At 64.7% G+C, this 17,132-nt stretch carries 14 protein-coding genes; 4 read left to right on the forward strand and 10 right to left on the reverse strand.

Annotated elements, in window-relative coordinates; genetic code table 11:
* Window positions 1–116 precede the first annotated feature (116 nt).
* The 4 genes from O9Z63_RS12440 to O9Z63_RS12455 all read right to left on the reverse strand — a co-directional run bounded on the left by O9Z63_RS12440 (window position 117) and on the right by O9Z63_RS12455 (window position 3,810).
* Window positions 117–1,283, reverse strand: a complete 1,167-nt coding sequence (locus O9Z63_RS12440) for an NAD(P)/FAD-dependent oxidoreductase (protein ID WP_270125549.1) — start codon at window positions 1,281–1,283, stop codon at window positions 117–119.
* 72 nt (window positions 1,284–1,355) lie between these two features.
* Window positions 1,356–2,015 carry a DUF2461 domain-containing protein gene (locus O9Z63_RS12445; protein ID WP_270125550.1) on the reverse strand — a complete coding sequence of 220 codons (660 nt, stop codon included), beginning with the start codon at window positions 2,013–2,015 and terminating at the stop codon, window positions 1,356–1,358.
* A 152-nt stretch (window positions 2,016–2,167) separates the two neighbouring features.
* Entirely contained in the window at window positions 2,168–2,614 is a 447-nt protein-coding gene (locus O9Z63_RS12450) for a DUF4174 domain-containing protein (RefSeq protein ID WP_270125551.1), read from the reverse strand.
* Window positions 2,615–2,832: 218 nt separating this feature from the next.
* Complete coding sequence (locus tag O9Z63_RS12455; protein ID WP_270125552.1) at window positions 2,833–3,810, reverse strand: alpha/beta hydrolase; 978 nt, start codon at window positions 3,808–3,810, stop codon at window positions 2,833–2,835.
* A 147-nt stretch (window positions 3,811–3,957) separates the two neighbouring features.
* Here O9Z63_RS12455 and O9Z63_RS12460 point away from each other — a divergent pair, with 147 nt between their 5' ends.
* From O9Z63_RS12460 to O9Z63_RS12470, 3 genes are all read left to right on the forward strand, one after another.
* Window positions 3,958–4,707 carry a L,D-transpeptidase family protein gene (locus O9Z63_RS12460; protein WP_270125553.1) on the forward strand — a complete coding sequence of 250 codons (750 nt, stop codon included), beginning with the start codon at window positions 3,958–3,960 and terminating at the stop codon, window positions 4,705–4,707.
* Between the two features lie 83 nt (window positions 4,708–4,790).
* The gene (locus O9Z63_RS12465) at window positions 4,791–5,345 is read left to right on the forward strand and encodes an NUDIX hydrolase (RefSeq protein ID WP_270125554.1); all 555 of its coding nucleotides are present in this window, start codon (window positions 4,791–4,793) and stop codon (window positions 5,343–5,345) included.
* Window positions 5,346–5,548: 203 nt separating this feature from the next.
* Window positions 5,549–6,646, forward strand: a complete 1,098-nt coding sequence (locus O9Z63_RS12470) for a TolB family protein (RefSeq protein ID WP_270125555.1) — start codon at window positions 5,549–5,551, stop codon at window positions 6,644–6,646.
* A 180-nt stretch (window positions 6,647–6,826) separates the two neighbouring features.
* On the opposite strand, the gene O9Z63_RS12475 is transcribed toward O9Z63_RS12470, so the two are convergent.
* Window positions 6,827–8,230, reverse strand: coding sequence for a DUF5723 family protein (locus tag O9Z63_RS12475; protein ID WP_270125556.1), 1,404 nt, complete (start codon window positions 8,228–8,230; stop codon window positions 6,827–6,829).
* Between the two features lie 145 nt (window positions 8,231–8,375).
* Between O9Z63_RS12475 and meaB the strand changes: the two genes are divergently transcribed.
* Window positions 8,376–9,353 carry a methylmalonyl Co-A mutase-associated GTPase MeaB gene (gene meaB / locus O9Z63_RS12480; RefSeq protein WP_270125557.1) on the forward strand — a complete coding sequence of 326 codons (978 nt, stop codon included), beginning with the start codon at window positions 8,376–8,378 and terminating at the stop codon, window positions 9,351–9,353.
* 112 nt (window positions 9,354–9,465) lie between these two features.
* On the opposite strand, the gene O9Z63_RS12485 is transcribed toward meaB, so the two are convergent.
* From O9Z63_RS12485 to O9Z63_RS12505, 5 genes are all read right to left on the reverse strand, one after another.
* On the reverse strand, window positions 9,466–12,060 hold the full coding sequence (locus tag O9Z63_RS12485) for a DUF5916 domain-containing protein (protein ID WP_270125558.1): 2,595 nt from the start codon (window positions 12,058–12,060) through the stop codon (window positions 9,466–9,468).
* 269 nt (window positions 12,061–12,329) lie between these two features.
* Window positions 12,330–14,924, reverse strand: coding sequence for a M56 family metallopeptidase (locus tag O9Z63_RS12490; RefSeq protein WP_270125559.1), 2,595 nt, complete (start codon window positions 14,922–14,924; stop codon window positions 12,330–12,332).
* Window positions 14,911–15,333 carry a BlaI/MecI/CopY family transcriptional regulator gene (locus O9Z63_RS12495; RefSeq protein WP_044016488.1) on the reverse strand — a complete coding sequence of 141 codons (423 nt, stop codon included), beginning with the start codon at window positions 15,331–15,333 and terminating at the stop codon, window positions 14,911–14,913. The genes O9Z63_RS12490 and O9Z63_RS12495 overlap by 14 nt, the downstream gene beginning before the upstream one ends.
* Window positions 15,334–15,513: 180 nt before the next feature.
* Complete coding sequence (gene folB / locus O9Z63_RS12500; RefSeq protein WP_270125560.1) at window positions 15,514–15,888, reverse strand: dihydroneopterin aldolase; 375 nt, start codon at window positions 15,886–15,888, stop codon at window positions 15,514–15,516.
* 206 nt (window positions 15,889–16,094) lie between these two features.
* Complete coding sequence (locus O9Z63_RS12505) at window positions 16,095–17,102, reverse strand: DivIVA domain-containing protein (protein WP_270125561.1); 1,008 nt, start codon at window positions 17,100–17,102, stop codon at window positions 16,095–16,097.
* Window positions 17,103–17,132: the final 30 nt, after the last annotated feature.

The raw sequence follows: 17,132 nt of genomic DNA on the forward strand, positions 1-17,132 counted from the left end.
TCAACTGTTCTAACGGCGAGCAGTAGCGCGAACTACAAAGTTCGCGCTACTGCTCCCGGCGGCACACGCACGAAAAACCCGGCGTCGCGTTCTGATTTAACCAGACAGAGAGGCTACTACCCTACCAGCCGCACGAGGCGGCGCTGCAGCCAGGGCCAGGCGGCGGCGCGCACCGCCAGATCTACCAGCCAGGCCTTGCCGGCCAGCAGCTGCATGAGGCGGTAGCGGCGCGTCAGTTCCCGCCCGATGTGGTGCTTCACCTGCCGGGCGTACTCGCTCAGAAACTCCTGGTCGAAGCGGCCTGTTTGGAAGCTGCGGAGCACCTGCCCGGCGGCCAGGATGCCGCTGTGCACGGCTTTGTCGATGCCGTGGCCCTGTAGCGGGTCGATGAGGGCGGCGGCGTCGCCGCAGAGCAGCCAGCGGGGGCCGTGCACGGGCCGACCGGAGCCGCCCAGCGGCAGCCCGAAGCCGGTGATGGGCGTCAGCAGCCCGGCACCGGCAAAGCGCGGGGCCAGGTGCGGATGGGTGGCCAGCAGCTGCCGCAGCTCGGCCTTCAGATCGAGCCGGCGCGCTGCCACTTCCTCCGACAGCACGCCCAAGCCCACGTTGTAGCGCCCGCCGCCCACCGGAAACACCCAGCAGTAGCCCGCCCCAAACTCGCGCAGAAAATAGAAATCCGACGTATCGGTGGGCGCGTCGGCTACGCCGTCGTAGTAGGCGCGCACGGCGGCGCAGTGGTGGGCGCGGTCGAGCTGCGCGGCGGCGCCCACCTGGCGGGCCACCACGGAGTTGGCTCCGTCGCAGCCGATAACCAGCGCCGCCCGTAGCGGTTCCCGGCCGGCCTCGGCCAGTTGAATCGTTACGCCAGTTTCATCAAGCGCAATACGCCGGATGGCGCAGTTTTCCAGGATTTCGGTGGCGGTGTGGCGGCGCACCAGTGTCAGCAGGGCATCATCAAAAGGCAGGCGGGCGCAGTTGAAGGCGGGGTTGTGCCAGCGGATGCGCAGGCTACGGCCGCCGGGCGCCAGCAGGCGGCTGTAGCGGGCATCGGTGCGGTGCGGGGCCAGCAAGGCGTGCAGCTCGGGGCCGTAGGTGGCATCGAGGCGGCTGAGGTGGCGCAGCGTGGGGCCCGGAATGGCGTCGCCGCAGACTTTGTCGCGCGGGAAACGGGCCTTATCGAGCAGGGCCACGCGCAGGCCGCTGTGGCGCAGCGCCAGCGCGCACGCCGCCCCAGCCGGACCGGCGCCCACAATCACCACATCATGCGTAAACGAGCTGAGCACACGCGAAGGTAAGCGCCAGTTGCTCGCGCCGCGCCGCCGGCTGCGCATTTCGCGCCCTCCAGTGGCTTGGCGCTACTCCACGGCTTCGCGCAGAAACTCGCAGAACGGCTGCAGGGCCCGGAAAACGGCCGGCACGTAGGTATCCAGATCAAGCTGATGCACGGTGACATCGGAAATGTGGTGGGTCACGACGAAGCTTTTGTGCTTGAGCAGCTCCAGATCGGGGTGGTCGGCGGGGTAGCCGGCCGGCGCCTTTTTCAGCTTCTCGCCGCCCAGGCCGGAGAAGTAGCGCCGAAACTCCGGCGCCTCCAGCAGCTGGTGCAGCGCCGGCCCGTTATAGTCGATTTCCTGCCGGATGCGGGTGAGCTGGTCTTTTTCGGGCACGTAGATGCCGCCCGCCAGCAGCGTCTGGCCGTGGGGGCCCAGCTGCACGTAATAGCCCGGCCCGGTGCCCGCCTTACCCCCCTCCGAGAAGTAGGCGCTGAAGTGGGTTTTAAACGGGTCTTTGTTTTTGGAGAAGCGCACGTCGCGGTAGATGCGGAACAGGGTCTTCTTGGGCTCCAGGCCGGCCAGGCGCGGGTCGGAAACCGTCAGCTCGCGCAGCCAGCCAGTCACGGCCGCTTCAAATTCGCGACGCAGCTGCTCGTAGGTGGGTTTATGGGTTTGAAACCAGTCCCGCTCGTTGTGGCGGGCCAGCTCTGTGAGGAAGGCAAACAGCTGCGTGGTATTCATTCTTTCGGGAGGGTTGAGAGGCCGTGGGCCTGGTGTTTAGACGCCTGGTTGCGTCTCATCGGCCGCGCCACAAGACGGACTGTTGTTCAACGGCGAGACGCAATTAGGCGTCTCTACATCGTGGTAGAGGCCCGAAGATTCAGGCGCCGAAGCTACGGCTGCTGGCGCATTTCCTGCCGGCGCATGGGCATGGCGTCGATGGTGGCAAACAGGCTGGCCGGCGGCAGGGGCTGCGTGGCGCGCTTTTTCACCCCGCCATCCTTGCCAATCAGCACCACGGCAAAGCCGCCCGGCGCGACGCCCAGCTGCTGCGCAAGGTAGCGCGCATCGGCAGCCGACAGCGTGCTGCCCACTAGCTCCCGCACCAGCAGCTGGCGGGCTTCCAGCTCGGGCCCTGCGCCGCGCAGCAGCTCCCGCTGCCGCAGTAGCGCGGGGTCGGTGGCAGTGGGCGCGTAGAGCAGCAGTACGCGCTGCTGCCAGCGGCTGGCTTTCAGCAGCGCCGCCACGGATGTTGGTTTCGGAGCCGTCTGGGCCGGAATGGACACGGGATTCATCAGGAAAGCAGCCAGCAGGCCGATATAGGCAAAAGCAGAGCGCATGATAGTAGAAGTACCGGGGCCCAGTGCATGTTTTGGCGATGTGGAAGTAAGGTTTGCTGCGAAGCTGGCTGAAACAGCTTTGGCGCATCGTGCAGGTAGGCGCCCCCCCCCAGCCCCCTCTCCAGGGGGAGAGGGGGAGCCAGACGATGGGAATTGGTCGGCAGTGCGGGGGCTTCAGCTGCGCGCAGCATGGTTTCTTAGCGGAAGTTGGACAGACTTTACTGCTGCCCGGCCGGCGCCGGCAGCACCTGTGCCAGCCACGCAAACACGGTCTGGTAGGCCTGCGCCCGCGCTGCCGGGCCCGATAGGAACAGGTCATGGATGCCGTCGGGGATTTCCTGCACCGTGACGTTAAGGCCCAGCCGGGGCGCTAGGTGGCGGATGTGGGCCACGTTGAGCACGATGTCGGCGCGTTGGAAGTCGTCGGACCACTGCTGGCCGACGGCGGTGCGGCTGGCGTGCAGCACCAACACGGGCGCAGCAATGCCCAGCCCGGCCCTCACCTGCGCGTGCCCCTGCCGGATGGCGCGCAGCCAGCCCGCATTCACCCCGAATACGTGGTTGGGCTTCCAGGCCAGATTGTAGTCCCAGTGGCCGCGGTAGGCGCGGTGCAGGCTCTGGCCGTAGGTGTCGGAGAGGCCGGCCGGCACTGGCAGGTTGGGCCACACGCGTCCCAGCGCCGCCAGCAGCGGCACCCCTAGCCGCTTGATGCGGGCCTGATGCAGCTCCAGAAACGGGCTATTGAGCACCAGCGCCGGCACAGCATTGGGGTGTGCGGCTGCGTAAAGTGACACAATCAGCCCGCCGGTAGAATGGCCGCTGAGCACCAACTGCTGCCCGCCCTCGGCACGCACCACGGCCAGCGCGGCGTCGAGGTCGGCGAAGTATTCGGTGAGGCTGCGCACGTTGTTGGGGTGCTGATGCGGCAGGATGGCGCGGCCGTACTTGCGCAGGTCGAGGGCGTAGAACCGGTAACCGTGTGCGGTGTACTGCGCGGCCATTTCGGTCTGGAAGAAGTAGTCGTTGAAGCCGTGCACGTAAAGCACTGCCCGGCCCGTGGCGGGCGCGGCGGTGGCGCGCACCAGCACGGCCTGCACCGGCCCTTCGTAGTCGGGCGGCTGCGGCAGGCGGCGCTGCTCGAAATCGGGGCCCAGCGGATCGGGAGTGTAGGAGCCGGAAGCAGGAGTAGAAGCCATGCCAGCAGTACGTAACTCCCGCCCCGGCCGGCCAACAGCGCCTATCAGACTCTATATATTCCACTCCCGATACTACCGCCTGCCCGCTCAGCGTTCCAACGCCAACCCTGCCCGGCAGGCTCTCCCCCTCCTATCCTTCGCTACTCTATGCGCTTACTTATCCTGCTGGCCGCAGCTCTGCTGCTGACGCTGTGTGCGCCGGCTTCCACGAGCCTCACGCCCAACCCCGCCTTCCGCCAGCAGCAACTTCGCTTCGAGCGGGTGCGGGCCGCATACATGTTCCACCAGACCAGCCTGCACCAGCTGCTGCGCCGCAATGGCATCCGGCCCGAGCGGCTGGAGCTGTTTGTGCGGGCCTTCAAGACGGGGCGCCGGGTGGAAGTGTGGGGCCGCGAGCAGGACGCCGGCCAGTTTGTGCTGCTGCGTACCTACCGCCTGGCCGGCACCTCGGGCACGCTGGGCCCCAAGCGCCGCTCCGGCGACCGGCAGATTCCGGAAGGCTTCTACCACATCGACCGGTTCAACCCCGACAGCGAGTACCACCTCTCGCTGGGCCTCGACTACCCCAACGCCGCCGACCGCCGCCACGCCGGCCCCGACCCCGGCGGCGACATCTTCCTGCACGGCTCCAACGTTACCATCGGCTGCCTGCCCATCACCGATGCCGGCATCCGGGAGCTGTACGTGCTGGCGGTGGAGGCCCGCGCCGCCGGCCAGCCTGCTATTCCCGTCCACATTTTCCCGTTCGACATGACCGCCGAAAACCTGGCGCGCCGCGTGAGCAGCCCGCACCTGGCTTTCTGGCAAAGCCTGGCCGCCGGCTATCAGCAGTTCGAGGACACGCACCAGCTGCCCCGGGTGGGCGTAGACGCGCAGGGTGCCTACGCCGTAGAATAGGGCATTCTGATTTGTCTGGCGGCAATTCTGCCCGGCGCCGCTATCCGGTGCGCCGCTTCGCCGGACTTGCCTACTTTCGCCGCATGTCCCTTTCCATTGACGATTTCCCGATTCCGAAAACCCTGCGTGATTCCGCCGTACTGGTGCCCGTGTTCCGCGACGCCGCCGGCCAGCTGCAGCTCGTGATGGTGCGCCGCAGCAGCTTCGGCGTGCACGGCGGGCAGCTGGCCTTTCCGGGCGGTAAGCCCGAGCCCACCGATGGGTCACTGCTGAACACAGCCCTGCGCGAGGCCGAGGAAGAAGTAGGCCTGCAAGCCGCCGACATTGAAATTCTGGCCGAGCTGCCGCCCATTGCGGTGCCTACTGGCTTCCGCATCACGCCATTTCTGGGAGGCATCAAGCGGCCCGAAACCTGGCAGTGGCAGCCCCGCGAGGTAGAGGAGGTGCTGGAAATCCCATTGCTGCACCTAGCCGATGCCGCCAACCAAGCCGAGGAAACCTGGCAGCTAGCCGGCTGGCCCGGCCCGCGCCGCGTCCCGTTCTACCGCGTGGATAGCGCCGTGCCACTCTGGGGCGCCAGCTACCGCATCCTGCAGCCTCTGCTCCCCCGCCTGCTGGCTGGTGAGTGGGATATTTGATTTTTGGGTTTGGGGTGACAGTGCTGGGCGTGCTTAGTGCATGAGCCGGGGAGGTGAGGCGCACATCAGCACGCGAGATTCCTCGCGCTGCTCGGAATGACGTTCTTCTTGTTCACCTTCTCCCGTCATCACTCCATCACCTCATCACCCCACCTCATTCTGGCACGAAATTGCGTTTGCAGCATCGTATGAACTCTACTTCCATGAAACGACTCTTGCTCTTACCATTGCTGGCGCTGCTGAGCGCGGGCACGGCGCAGGCCCAGCGCGAACAGTCCATCTGGCTGTTTGGCCAGCAGGCCGGCCTCACGTTCCCGGCCGATGGTGGCGCCCCCACCCCGCTGCTCACCAGCAAAATGACCACCTACGAAGGCTCGGCGGTGGCCACCAACGCCCAGGGCCAGCTGCTGTTCTACACCAACGGCGAGTTCGTGTTCAACCGCCAGCACCAGGTGATGCCTAACGGCCGCAAGCTGATGGGCTCCAACTCCAGCACCCAGAGCGCCCTCATCGTGCCCGACCCCGGCTCCGGCAACGTGTTCTACGTGTTTACGGTGGGCGCCCAGGGCGGCCCCAACGGCCTGCGCTACTCCACCGTGGATATGACCCGCGAAAACGGCCTTGGTGACGTGCCCCGCTCCAACGCCCTGCTGATTTCGCCGGTGGCCGAGAAGCTGGCCGCCGTGCGCCACGCCAACGGCCGCGACGTCTGGATTGTGGCGCACCGCTGGAACTCCAACGCCTTCGTGAGTTTCCTGGTGACGGCCGACGGCGTGCAGAGCAAGCCCATCATGAGCAACGTGGGCAGCATGCACGCCGGCCCCGGCCGCAACGCCATTGGCGCCATGAAGTTCTCGCCCGATGGCCGCAAGCTGGCCGTGGCTTTGTGGCGCGAAGCCAACAAATACGAGGTATTTGACTTCGACCGCAGCACCGGGCTGGTGAAAAACGTGAAGGCCTTCGCGCCTTACCCCGAAGCCTACGGCGTGGAGTTTTCGCCGGACGGCAGCAAACTCTACGGCTCCAGCAACGGCGAGGGCGGCGGCCAGGCTCAGATCTTCCAGTTCGATCTGAAAACCGGCAAAGCCACCGTCATCGGCAAATCAGCCAACCGCAAAGTGGGCTCCCTGCAGCGCGCCCCCGACGGCAACATCTACGTGGCCCGCGAAGACAACCAGTTCCTGGGCATCATCCAGAACCCCAACTCTGACGCCGCCAAGTACGTGGACGACGGCCTGAAGCTAGGCGGCCGCCGCAGCAAGCTGGGCCTCCCCAACTTCATCACCGAGCCTGGGAAGTAAATCGGCTGTCATTGCGAGCAGAGCGAAGCAATCCTTCCTCTCACCTGAGGCAAACCTTCCTAAGCAGCAAGCTCTCCGGCGTTAGATTAGTAGTAATCTACTGCCGGAGGGCTTTTCTGTAAGGGCTGTGTCTGCCACGAAAGGAAGGATTGCTTCGTCCTTCGTCCTCGCAATGACAGCCTATTGAATCTTCCCGAATTTAAACCGTAGGAAACCCGTGGCCACGGAGATGTATGGGTGCTCCGAAGTCAGCGCACCTACTACGTCGCGGGTGCTGATGCCGGCTTCGTAGACCGAGGTGGCAATGGTGAAGCCCAGCGGCAAACTCAGGCCGTAGCCGGCGCCACCCGTGACGCCGCTGCTCAGGCGCAGCCAGCTCAGCGGCTTGTAATCGACGCCCACGCCCACGAAGGGCGAGGTGAGGTTGCCGGCCACGTCGTTAAGGGGCAGGGTCACGTCGAGGCCGGTTTCGAAGAACTCGCTCACGCGGAAGCCGACCCCGGCGCGCAGCTTGGCCGGCAGGCTGGCCTTGCGCTCCAGCCCGGTCTGGTACTGAAACAGGCTGTCGGTGCCGGAGGCGAAGATTTCGGTGGCTTCCTTGATGAAGTTATAGCTGCCGATACCCGCCGATTTCAGCCGCTTGAGCTTCTGGTCGTTGGCCGTGAGCAGGTTGCCGTCCCAGGTCATGCTGCCCAGGTCCGTAACGGCCAAACCCAGGCGCAGCGACTTGCCAACTTCGGCTGCCACGCCCACATCGAAGCCGTTGCCCTTGCCCACCGGCTGCAGGCCGCTGGTGCGGGCCTTGAAGTTGAAGCTGGGGTTGGTGGTCAGGCTGCCGTAGTCGATATCAAACACCGGCGACAACGAGCTGTAACCCTGCAGGTTGCCGGGCTGCACGCGCACATCCAGAATACCGATACCCTGGATATAGCGGTAGCCCGCCCCCGCCGACAGCTGAAACAACGGCAGATCAATCAGGCACTGGCCAAAGGCCACGTTGAACTCGCTGGTGGCCGCGAACTGCATGTCGGTACCCGCCAGCGCCTCCGACACCAGCGGAATGTTGCTGGCGCTGGCGTTGGCGTAGATGGGCGCGTCCCTGCCCAGAAACAGCAGCTCGGCGGCGTTCTGGTTGAGGCCGACGTGGCCGGCGGTGCGCAGGCGGTGGCTCACGGCAATGCCGCCCAGCCCGGGCAGTTGCACGGCCAGCCCCACGGTGGTAATATCGGCGTTGAGGTTGGCGGCGTTGTCGGAGGTGAAGGCCTGAGCGAAGCTGCGCTTTTCGGCCGGCGTCAGCTCGTCGTTGGTATTGTACACGAACTTGCGCAGCTGGTCGCGCGTGAGCGACTGGGAGCTGACGCCCACCCCGGCCTCGCCGATGGTGAATGCTACGCGTGAGCCACCCACTCGGCCCAGGTTGGCCGGGTTGATGCCGATGGCCTGGTAGTCGGTGGCGAAGGTGGTGCTGACGCCGCCGCGGCCGGTGGCCGTGAAGTTACTGAGCTCGTTCTGGGCGTGCAGCGGCGCGGCGGCGGCCAGCGTCAGCAGCGCCGCGGTCAGGAAAGAAGTAGAGTTCCGGTTCACGGGCAAAGCAATTTAGAAGGCCAACACCTGGCACCCGCCGCAAGCGGAGGGCGAAAGTTGGTCAAATGTACCATTATAGGGTAGTTTGCGCCTAGTTTACTATACCAGTGGGCCGTTTTCCGCGGCCAACTCCGTTTCTGCCCCGATGGCCAAGCGCTTCTCTGTTTCCGAATACGCCGACGGCATCCTCTCCGGCAACCGCGTCATGCTCAGCCGGGCCATCACGCTGGTGGAAAGCACCCTGCCCACCGACCAGGCCCTGGCCCAGCAAGTGCTGGACGTGGTGCTGCCCCACGCCGGCCGGTCGGTGCGGGTGGGCATTACGGGCGTGCCGGGCGTGGGCAAAAGCACGTTTATTGAGGCGCTGGGGCTGCACCTGGTGCGCGAACAGGGCAAGCGCCTGGCGGTACTGGCCGTCGACCCCAGCAGCCAGCGCGGCGGCGGCAGCATCCTCGGCGACAAAACCCGCATGAACGAGCTGGCCGCGCACCCGCAGGCCTACATCCGGCCCTCGCCGGCTGGCCGCAGCCTGGGCGGCGTCACCAAAAGCACCCGCGAGGCGCTGGTGCTCTGCGAGGCCGCCGGCCACGACGTCATCTTCGTGGAAACCGTCGGAGTGGGCCAGAGCGAAACGGCCGTGCACGGCATGGTAGACTTTTTCCTGCTCTTGATGCTAGCCGGCGCCGGCGACGAGCTGCAGGGCATCAAAAAGGGCATCATGGAAATGGCCGACGCCGTGACCATCACCAAGGCCGATGGCGGCAACGAGCTGGCCGCCCGCCGCGCCCGCGCCGAGTACCAGAACGCCTTGCACCTCTACCCGCTCGCGCCCAGCCAGTGGAGCCCCGTCGTCACGACCAGCTCGGCCGTGACCGGGCAGGGCGTGCCGGAGGTGTGGGAAGTGGTGCAGCGCTACGTGCAGCAAACCCAGGAAAGCGGCTACTTCCAGCGCCGCCGCCAGGAGCAGAACCTGCATTGGCTCCACGAAACCATCCGCGAAACCCTGGAAACCCGCTTCTACCAGCGCCCCGAGGTGGCCCAGCGCCTCGCCGAGGTGCAGCAGCAGGTGATGGACGGCCGCAAATCGGCCTTCGGCGCCGCGGAAGAGCTACTGGGACTGTAAAGCGAAAATCCGTTTCGTGTCGGGCGGAAGTAAGCAAGCGGCTCATCGATGCTTCCTACTCACTTCCGCCCGACACGAAACGGATTTTCGCGCTATAACTAGCTGATTGATGTTAGCCGCGCCGGGGCCGCAAGGCCAGGTAATCGAGGTAATACAGGATCTTGATGCTGACGTTGTTGTTATGCGGCGTGTTGATGGTGTTGCTCAGGTTGTCGAAGTAGAGCGGGGTGGCTTCGTTGGCCTGCAGGAAGTTGGTGCCGGCGTTTTTCCAGACGATGCTCACCTGCGAGCCGGGCGCAAACCACCACGAGTACACGGCGTCCACGTTGAAGGCGTTGTAGGTATTGTCGCGGTTGCGGCGGTAGTCGGCGGGCGTTTCCTGGCCGCCGGCGCGCAGCTGCGCGAAATCCTGGTAGCGCACGGTGCTGGTGTAGTGGCGCGTGCGCACCGTCAGGGACATGCGGTTGGTGAAGGTGTAGCCCACCGACAGCACGTTGGACACCGTGACCACCTGCCGGCGGCCCAGCAGCACATCTTTCGGGGCCAGTCCCAGCGGCACATTGCCGCCCAGCTGCCGGATCATGGCCGAATCAAGCGGCTCCTCGCTGTCGAGCCCGCCGTTGACGAAGCCGATCTGGTTCTGACGCAGGTTCCAGTCGGCCTCGTAGCGGAAATTGAGCTTGTTGTTGACGCGGTAGCGCGGCGAAATGGTCAGGCCGTAGCCCATGCGGCGGGGCCGCGCTGGCAGCCGCTCGTCGCGGGAGTAGGTGCGTACGCCGGCATTCACGTCGAAGGCCAGCTTTTTGCGGTAATCGGTGGAGATGTAGCCACCCACGTTGACGCTGCCGGGCACCCGCACGTAATATTCGCCCAAGGGCTCCTTACGGGGCTCAAAATAGTCGTTGCTGCGCGGGTCAATATTGAGGTTGAATCCAGTGCTGAGGAAGCTCTTGGTAAAGGTGGTATTCGCGCCGCTGTAGAAGTTGGCACTCTGAAAGAGCGTGGGCCGATACAGCAGGCTGTGGCTCACCCCAAAGTAGGTATTGAGCCGGTTTACCTTCCAGAAGGGCTTGTAGATGTTGTAGTTGCCGTAGACTTCCTGCGAAATAGCGTTGTTGCTGAACAGAATACCCAGGTCGTTGGGGTCGTAGGTGTTCGACTCGATGCCGTGGGCCACGCCGTAGGTGAAGTTGCCGCTGATTTTGCTCACGTCCAGCCGGTACTTGTAGCCGTCGCGGTTGTCGATCTGCACTGTATCGGAGCCGAAGGCGTTGCCGCGCCGCCGCGAGTAGTTCACCTGGCCCGTCACGGCGTAGGAGTTCTTCTTGTTGGCCAGCCGAAACAGGCCGCCGGTCACGTTGGCATCGTAGGTGCGGCCGGCGCGCGTGACGTTGGTGTTGATGAGCGAAACGTAGGAGTTGTTTTTCAGGCTCTGGTCGAGCACCAGAATACTGTAGTTGCTGAACGGCTGCGTCAGGACCTCGCGCTCCTCGCCGCTCTCGGTGTTGCGCACGGTGGCGTACACGTCGTTGCTGAGGGCGTTGAACACGCCGATACCCAGACCCTTGCTGGTGCGCCCCGACACCTTGGTGGCGTTCAGCAGCCGCGTCTCCGACGGATTCTTCACCAGCTTTTCCTTATCGCCTACGGCCACGTCATAAAACCCCATGGGCGTGGCCCCTACCCGGCGGGAGTAGAACAGGTTGCCCTTGGTAAACAGCTCGGTGCCTTCGGTGAAGAACTGACGGTTTTCGTTGAACTGCACCTCAAACGGCGAGAGGTTGAGCACCTGGTTGTCGCTCTGCACCTGCCCGAAGTCGGGCACCAGCGTGGCGTCCAGCGTGAAGCTTTCGTTGATGCCCCACTTGATGTCGGCGCCGCCATTGAAGCTGGTAGTGGTGGGGCGGGTGCCGTTTTCGCTGAGCGGGTTGTGGTTGACGTAGCTGGAAATGTAGGGCGTGAGCGAGAGGCGCAGCGGCGGCTTCACGTCGCGCACGCCGGTGAGCGTGCCCCACTGGTTCACGAAGCCATCCACGGCGGGCTTCACCTCATTCCAGAAGAAAGCCTGGTTTTCCTTTTTGCGCTGGCGCATGAAGTTCAGGCCCCACTGCTGCTCAGGTAGGCTGCTGAAGCGGATGGCCGAGTACGGAATGCGCATCTCCGCAATCCAGTCGGTGCCCCGGATACTGGTGCGCGAGTCCCAAACGGCGTTCCAGTTGAAATCCTCGCCCCCGGCCGGCGAGTAGCGGGCATCCATCTGCACGCCGCCCGTCGTCACGAAAAAACCGTAGCCGTTGAGCTTGTCCTGGTAGGTGTCGAGGAAGATGCCGAAGAAATCGGTGTTGCCGAAGTTGTCGCGCGGAGTCAGCTCCCGCAGAATCGAGTCGGCACTCACGTCGTGCATCACCGCCCCAATGTAGAGGTTGGCGTCGTCGTAGAGGATGCGCACTTCGGTGGGGTGCTTCTCGGGCGGGCCGGGGTTTGGGCGGTTCTGGATGAACTGCGTGGCCACCGGAGCCTGCTGCCACACGGCCTCGTCCAGCAGGCCATCGAGCTTGATGGCGTCCGTGATGCGGACGGCCTGCAGCTGCTTTTTAGGGGCCAGCGTGGTGGTAGCGGCAGGTGGGGCAGCCGCGGCAGGCTGCTGCTGGGCCGCTGCCTGCCCGGCCATGAACAACAGGCTCAGCAGGAAGAAAAAAAAGGGCATACGAATGCGCATCACGGCAGATCGACGGGAGGAGAAGTGAATCAAACGGTGGAAATCGAAGGACAACGCACGGGGCGCGGCGCGGCCCGTAGGGCGCGCACATAAATAGGAACGGGAGCCAGCCAGGCAGTAGTCAGGGCTGGTTTGGGCTAATAGATGCGGCCCGTTCGGAAACCGTTGCTTGAACGATATATTAAGTTTTAAAGTAGTCGGGCCGGTAGCTCCGGCCGCCGTTGCAGCGGCGGCCGGAGCCGGCTCATGGGCACACTTTATTCACTCACAGAAATATTGATACTGGTGTTGGTCGACTGGCCTTTGCCGGATTTGGCGCTGCTGCCCAGCAGCTTGCGGTATTTGTCGGCCATAGCCGCCGACTGCGGCTCGCCGTTCACCACCAGCCCTTTGTCGTTGAGCTGAAACATGAAGCTTTTGGCGTCTTTCTCAATCAGCCCGTCCTGGCGCAGCTTTTCCCGGATCTGGTCGGAGCTGATGCGTGGAGGGGCCGGGGGCGCCGGCACCGATGGCGCGGCAGGGGCAGCCGGTGCGCTTGGCGGGCTGGGCGGCGCCGGCAGGCTGTAGCGGCGGGCACTCGCGTTGCTCTGCTGCTGAATGTTGATGGAGCCGGTGGCGCTGAGCTTGCGGCCGGTCCGGTCTTCGTAGAACTTGCGGTACTTCTGCTGCACGGCGTCGGGCTGCTTTTTGCCGTTCACGGTAAGGCTGGTAGCGCTGAGCGAGAAGCTGTAGGTGTCCGGGTTCCGGATCAGGCCATCACGCTTCAGCTCGCTGATCAGCGCCTGGCGCCATATTTCGTCTTTGGCGTCGCGGCGGGCCTGCTCCTCGTCGCGGCGGGCCTGGTCTTCATCCCGGCGCGCCTGGTCCTGGTCGAGTTGGGCCTGCATGGCGTCGCGGCGGGCCTGCATGGCATCCCGGCGCGCCTGGGCGGCGTCCTGGCGGGCCTGGGCCGCGTCGCGCAGGGCCTGCTCCCGGTCTTGGCCATACTGCTCCAGCATTCGGCGCTTTTCCTGCTGCACTTTCTGCAGCTCGTTGCGAATCTCGGCCCGCTGCTCAGCATTGAGGTGGCCGTTCTGCAGCTGCTCATTCAGCGCTCTTTCGGCACCGGCAAAGCGCTCATCCATCTCGTCCTGGTTGGCCCAGGGCTGGTCGCGCATAGCCTCGCCAGCCTCGGCCATGGCCAGGCGCGAGAGTTCCTCGGCGTCGGCGTCGGTGGGGGCGCGGCCGGCCAGCGCGGCGCTGCTCATGCGCTGCGAAAGCTGCGCCATCCGCTCACGGGTGGCTTGGCGGCGGTCGGCGAGGGTGTTGCCACGGTTGGTCTGCTGGGATTTGGCGAGGGCCTGCTGGTAGGCGGGCAGCTCGCCGGCCGGCACCTTCTTGCCATCCACGTACACCTCCGAAATAGCGCCCTGCTCGTTTTTCACCACCACCGTCAGCCCCTTGATTTCGTTGAGGCGGGCCCGGCCGGATTTGGTGGACAGCTTGGGATTGGCCTGGCTGTACACCACCACCGTATCATCGGAGCCTGGCTTCAGCTCATTGCCGCGGTAGTTGACCGTCAGGGCCTCGCCTTCCGGATTCTCGTCGGGGCTGGTTTGCTCCAGCGCCTGTGCTTCGGCCTGGGTTTCCGTTTGCACCTGATTTTCTGCTTCTTCTTTGATCTGGCCTTTAGCAAACTGCTCCCGCAGCGCTTCCGCACCCTTGTTCACCACGGCCGTGCTGAACGAGGCGGCGCTCAGCGACAGCACGGTGCTGGTCGTGAGTACGCCCACGCTCAGCAGCACCACGCAGGCCGCCCAGAACCCATCCGAAAACGTGGGCGCCGTGGCGCGGTGCTGCACTAGGCGGCGCACCCGCCCCAGCAGCGAGCCGGGCTGGCCGGCGGCCGCCATAGCCAGCCGCGGCGTGAGAGCCGGGCGGGTTGGGGCGTGTTGCAGCGTAGCCAGCGAGGCCAACGCCTGGGCCAGCACCAGTGAGTCGCCGCAGAGCTCGGTGGCCATGTCGTCGCAGCAGTTTTCGCGCTCGGTGCGCAGGCAGTTCGACAGGAACCACACGGCCGGATGGTAGAAGAATAGGATTTCGGCCACCGACTGCAGCAGATTGAACAGGTAGTCGCGGCGCAGCACGTGAGCCAGCTCGTGGGCCAGAATAGCCTCCAGCTCGGCCCCCGACATGCCCGAAGCGGCACTCATAGGCAGCAGAATCACGGGTTTCAGCCAGCCTATCACCAGCGGCCCGGGCACCAGGCCCGAGGCCAGAATGCGCACCGGCTGGCGCAAGGCCGTGCGGGCCACCAGCGCATCGAGGCGGGTTTGCCACTCGGCGGGCAGCGCGGCCACCCGGTAGCGCCGCAGCCGTTGCACGTAGGCCAGGCCGCTCAGAAAGCGGAGCGTCATGGCCAGCATGCCCAGCAGCCAGGCCACCACCACCACCGGCATGTTGCGCTCCAGATACAGTTGGCCCGTGGTCAGCAGCTGGCGCAGCCGGCCGGGAGCCGGCGCGGCAGTTGCTCCCGTTTCAGAAGCTACGGCAGCAACATCAGTGCCCAACCCGGTAGCATCTACGCCCGGCAGCTCATCGGTTGGACTGCCGGCGGAATACGGCGCCTCCGTAGCCGGCGCGGCGCGGAACGTGCTGTAGTAGTAGCCCAGCGTGATGCCGCTCAGCAGCAGCAGTGTGAGCAGGGCGGCGGCGGCCACCTTGTAGCGCAAGGCGGCGGCGTGGCGGTGCAGCAGCATCAGCAGCGCGGCGGCGGCCAGCGCCACCAATGCGCCCTGCCACAACGAGTGCAGCAGCGTCCAGCCAAGGGCGCGCATCAGCGCCGGCGACCCAAATTGTTCAAGCAGGCTCATCGGAGGAATCGTTGGAGGTGGAACGACGCTGTTGTTCGATTTCATTGAGCAGGCCCCGGATCTGGGCCAGCTCGTCGGAAGAAGTGGAGCGCGTGCCCAGCGCCTGCATCACCAGCTTCATGGCCGAGCCCCCGAAGGCGGCATCCACGAACCGGTCGAGGAGCAGGCCCTGGGTTTCCTCCTCGCGCACGGCAGCCCGGTACACGTGGGTTTTGCTGTCGTCTTCGCGCAGCACCAGAACCTTGTCCAGCATCAGTTGCAGGATCTTGAGTGTGGTGGTGTAGCCAACCTCGCGCTTCTGGCTCAGCTGGTCGTTCACGAACCGGACCGTGCTGGGGCCGTGCTGCCACAGCACCTGCAGTATCTCCAGCTCCGAGTCGGTGGGCTTGGGAATGGGTTTTTCACTCATGAGTACAGGCGTTTGAGGTTCTACGATGATGTTCGTACTTCAAACATATACGAATGATATCGTAGATACAAACTTAATCTACGATTTTTTTCGTAATATCCATAGAGCAGCAAAAAAGCCGGCTGTAATAGCCGGCTTTTTACATCATAACACTCTATCCAACAAGCACCTGCCATACCACTATCGGCCATGCGCCTCGCCCCGGCGGCGCGTGAGCGTGACGCGGGCCCGGTGGCAGATGCCGCCCAGTGGCGGGTTGAACTTCGACACGCTCACCTTCACGGAGCGCACGTGCGGAAACTCCAGCAGCACGCGGTCCAGCACGCGGTGGCCGACGTGCTCCAGCAAACGCGCCGGGGCCCGCATTTCCTCGGCCACCACGCGGTAGAGCACTTCGTAGTTCACGGTTTCGTGGAGCTTGTCGGAAGCGCCGGCGGCGTGCAGGTCGGTGCGGATGTAGAGGTCGACGCCGTACTTGTTGCCGATTTTCTGCTCCTCGTCGTAGTAGCCGTGAAACGCGAAAAACTCCATGCCTTCCAGTGCAATCTGGCCCATGTGGTATAAGTTGAGAGGGTGAAAGTGTGCCGTATGCTTCAAAAAGCGGTCCGCCGAGGCAGCGTTGCTGCCGCAAGCTGCTACAGCGCGCCGCCGAAGCCGGCCAAAAAAAACGCAGCCTCCCCAAAGGAAAGGCTGCGCAAGGTCGGCTACAAAATCCGTGAAATCCGACTAATCCGCAAAATCAGTGATTCTGCAGCAGCGCCCTAGATTTCGTCGAAAAACGATTTCTCGGCCGTTACGGCCGCGGCTTGCATCACGGGCTGATCATTCTGGCCGGGGTGCATGGGCTGTACCGGCTGCGGAATTTCTGGCTGCTCGGTGCGGCCGGGCCGCACGTCGGGCTGCACATCGGGGTTGGGGGCGCCGGGCACCGGGGAGCCGGGACGCTCAATTTCGGGGTCGGGCTGGTTGGGCTTATTAGGCTGGTTGGGCTGCTCGGGCTTTTCCGGCTGGCCGGGCTCGGGCTGCTGGCCGGGCTTGGGGTTGTAGGCGCCGGGCTGGGCCGTGGGGCGGGCCGCCGGAAAAGCCGGGGCCGAGCCGCCAAACGAAGCAGCAGAACCGCCGGCTACGGCCGCGGCCGACGAAGTAGAAGCAGTGGAAACGAACATTGGGGCAGGGTTTTCAGGTGAATCGGACGAGGTCCGGGTCACTTTTACGCTGGCTGCCCGCGAAAGGATGGCCGCCGTGCTGGCTTTGGGCCGGGCCTTGGCTTTTTCCACCTTATCCAGCGCATCGGAGGCCAGGTGGTGCAGGTCGCGCACGAGGCTGTCGAGCTGGGCTTCGAGGCGCTGGCACTCCTGGCCCAGGCCGCTCACTTCCTTCTGCATCTCGGCCACCGTTTTCTCGGCCTGCTGATAGGCGTCTTCCACCAGCAGGCGGGCTTTCTGGCGGGCGTCGGCCAGTAGCTGCTCGGCTTTCAGCTGGGCTTCGCGGATGCGCAGCTCGGCGTCGCGCTGGGCCTGCTCGGTAATGCTGTTGCCGGTGTCTTCGGCGGTTTTGAGGGTGCGGTAGAGGCTGGTTTCTACCTCGCGCATCTTGCTCACGTCCTGGGTGGCGTGGTCGAGCTTCACGCGCAACTCGCGGTTTTCGTCGCCCATCCGCTCCCACTGCTGCGAAAGGGTGAGCAGAAACGCCTGCACTTCGTCTTTATCAAGGCCCCGGAAGGCTTTTTCAAAGGTTTTCTGACGGATATCGAGGGCCGTAATTTTCATAGGAGTGGGGAGTAGAAGTGGGCTGGCCAG

The organism is Hymenobacter yonginensis (genome assembly GCF_027625995.1).
Lineage (GTDB): Bacteria > Bacteroidota > Bacteroidia > Cytophagales > Hymenobacteraceae > Hymenobacter > Hymenobacter yonginensis.